Below are 3,227 nucleotides of genomic sequence, written 5' to 3'. Positions count from 1 at the left end.
CTCGGAAAGGAGACTGTCATAGAACTCGGCGTCCGGAAACTTGTCGATGTCGCGTACGGCAAAGAATCCGGAGTTGTCGACCAGCCGGCCCTTCATGGTGTCGAAGCGTTTCGAGCACCCCGAACTTCGCCGAACCAAGTCCGACGAATTGCCAGAAGATCGGCTCCCTGACAGATCCACGAAGTTCCTTTTCGATTTCGTTGTTCCGATACACGCCGCCGTCGGCGAAGAACAGCACGAGCGTCGGCGAAGAGACAGGTGTCGACCGGACGTATTGCCGAACTTGAGCGATGACCTTCTGGTCCTCGTTCTGAATCCCAATGGTGCGCATATCGATCTGGCCAGCCTGCCCCTTGGGCGCCCTCCCCAACAGCCGCGTCTGACCGACCCGTACGTGCAAGGCGGTCCATTCCGGTAGCTCGTCGATCCGCAGATCCGGCAGCCGCGTGCTGTTTGATGCAAATGTGAACGCCTGCATCTCCCCGTCGTCGTCAAGTTGGGCCGCCACCGCGGCCATCCGCTCGACCACCCGGCCAACCACACCCTTCTGGCTGCGCACGCAGCAGCGACGTTCTCCGCCGCCACCGCTGCGTTGTGCAAGGCACCGGCAGGGTGGTCCGCGACCGCCCGGGCACGGAACAGGCTGGCAGGGGTGGCCCTGTCCAGGGACTGGTGTGGACGTTGAGTGTTGTAGGCGTGGATCCACTGGTCTATCGCGGTCTGCGCGTCCGCGAAGGACGCGAATGCTCCTGTCTCGTCGAGGAGTTCGCGTCGCAGTGTGCGGTGGAGGCGTTAGATCTTGCCGGTGGTGGTCGGTGAGCGACGTTTGGTCAACCGTGCGGTGATCCCGTACTCGCGGCAGGTGCGTTCGAAGAGCACTTCGGCGGGCAGTGGCCTGGTGAACTTGCCGGTGAACTGCTTGCCGTTGTCGGTGAGGACCTCGAACGGCACACCCCAACGGGCCATCGCGGCGATGAACGCCTCGCAGACCGCGGCGCCGGAGGGCTTCCCGAGGACCGCGGCTACGACAACGAACAGGGAGTGGTCGTCGATACCGGTGAGCATCTTGCACTCGCGGCCGTCGGCAAGGAAGACACCGCCGACCAGGTCGAGCCGCCACAGATGCATCAGAGCTTCTCGCGCCCACCGCTTGTAGACCCTCTTATGTTGCTGCTCTTGAGGATTGACCAATCCATTGCGCACAAGCACCCGGTGGATCGTCGACCGCGAGGGAGCGCGGTCCTCGATCTCCCTCCGCAACTCGTGCGCGATCCGCCGCGCACCCCAACGTCGATGGTGTCGGCGCATCTCGCAGACCAACGCCTCGACCTCCGGTGCAATCCGTTTCGGGCTCGAATGCGGACGCCGCGACATATCGGCCAAACCCTCCAGGCCCGCAGCCTCGTATCGCTTGCGCCAGGCCGTGACGGTTTTGCCGCGAGACCCCGAAGCGCTCGGCAACCTCGACCACCGGTGAACCGTCACAACCTCGGTGACCGCTCGCAAACGGATCTCAACGGACACCCGCGATGCGATGACGGAATCGGACTCGATCTGCTCTCTTGAATGCACGCATCAAGATCACCCGGCTGGGTTGCCTGTCAACGATGTCACGTCACCGACGGAACTCTAGCCACACCATGCCCGCGAAGGGTGCGTGAACTTGTTCACTAGTTGACGTGTCAGGGGATACGCCAAATGAATTAAGTCCCATGCTGATCTGTGCAGGTTGTCCCGTACCCGTTGTCGCTATCTGTCGCCGAACCGATCCGACCAGAACGGCAGGTTGCGGATGAAGTCGACGTCCTGTTTCCGCCCGTCGAAGACGAATCCGATCAGATCATCCCATAAGGTGTCGGCCCCACGAGCCAACGCCCACACCGTGTCCTGGCTGGTGTAGAGGTAGTACCGCTTCGGTGCCTGCTCCATCGGCTCCCACGACACCTGCACCGAGCAACCGTCACCCGGGTTCTCCATGATGGTTCCCCGCAAATGAAAGTCCATCACCGACACGCGATTATCTCGGCGGTCGAAGGGCACATCCGTGTCGGTGACATTGCGTCGGGTTCTTACCGCGATCCGCTCACCCGGAAGCATGTCCGCTACCTTGGTCTCGTATCGCGGGTCTGGGTCCATCCGCCATTCTCCGCGCTCGACGAAGTCACTGATCTGGTTGCGCCCAGTCGCCCGCGGTCCACAGCCGACGATCCAGTAGCAGTCAACGTCCCCGAGATCCTCGACACCGACGTCGTAGGCCTCGTCCACGGACACGGCAGGTTCGTCGGTGGCGGTGGGTTGGTCATCGAACGCGATCGGCTGCAACCCGCGCGGGGTGTCTGATGCCGCACTGATGGATGACTGCTGCTGCAAGCGTGGGAACTCGGGATAGACCACGGCCACGAGCTGCGGGCAGTGGTACCGCGTGTAGACGCAGAAGTGCTTTCGCATCACGTCCAGGACAAGTTTCGCGGCCGCAGCAGTAACCTGATCGTCGACGAGGATGCGCGCGAGGACCTCGAGACTCGAAGCTCGAAGGGTGATCAGGTCACCGCCGGCGTCGTCATAGATGCGGTGCTCGATCCGGACGTCGGGGTGCCGACGCTTGAACTCACGCTCCGCCTGACGCGTGGGGGCAATGATGCTCTTGCGAACGTTCACAAAACCTCGAATGAATCCGTTCGCGCGCTTGTCCTCATAGACGACGAAGACCTCCATCTTACCGACGTTGACGCAGAATCGGCGCGGGAAGCGGCTGCCACCGAAGGTGCCGGTACTGACCGACCAGTACTGGAACTCCGTTGCTCGAGGAACAGGCACACAGCGGTCGAGGTAAGTTCGCAATAATCCGGTGACCGCCGGCTCCTGCGGCCGTTCACGATAGCGCCGGGCCGCAGTCGAGTAACGGACCTCCTGCGCGGCGATCTCCTTGAGCGGAGTCGCATCGGCATCGTTGTAACCCCGCGGATCCTGCAACCAACGAACTTGCTCGGCATCCGGGAGCAACTCATCGAGTGCATCACGCCCGGCGGTAATGCTCGCGTTGAGCACGTCGCGGATCGGAACATCCCACCGTTCTAGTTCGTGAGTAAGGATGCGCTCGTACCGCTTGAGTTGCTGCTTCGACGCCGACGTCGGAAGCAGTCGCACCGCGATGATTTCCGCACCCCACTTCCCCGCGTGCCCGCCCATCCTCGCTCGCAGGTCCACCGACTCCCCCACGTAGAAGG

Annotated in this window: 1 protein-coding gene and 3 pseudogenes; all 4 read right to left on the bottom strand. The window is 62.5% G+C overall.

The window, feature by feature from the left end:
- Positions 1-96 (bottom strand): VWA domain-containing protein (locus WAW17_RS00135; RefSeq protein WP_422331008.1); only part of this gene is annotated, 96 nt, incomplete at its 3' end.
- A 31-nt stretch (positions 97-127) separates the two neighbouring features.
- A pseudogene (locus tag WAW17_RS00130) lies at positions 128-541 on the bottom strand (VWA domain-containing protein); the annotation flags it as partial.
- A gap of 92 nt (positions 542-633) precedes the next feature.
- Positions 634-1,461: pseudogene (locus tag WAW17_RS00125) on the bottom strand (IS481 family transposase); the annotation flags it as partial.
- A gap of 288 nt (positions 1,462-1,749) precedes the next feature.
- Positions 1,750-3,227 (bottom strand): annotated as a pseudogene (locus tag WAW17_RS00120) (hypothetical protein); the annotation flags it as partial.

It is taken from the genome of Rhodococcus sp. (in: high G+C Gram-positive bacteria), from assembly GCF_049286785.1.
GTDB lineage: Bacteria > Actinomycetota > Actinomycetes > Mycobacteriales > Mycobacteriaceae > Rhodococcus_F.
This window is presented reverse-complemented; position numbering and strand designations above follow the sequence as displayed.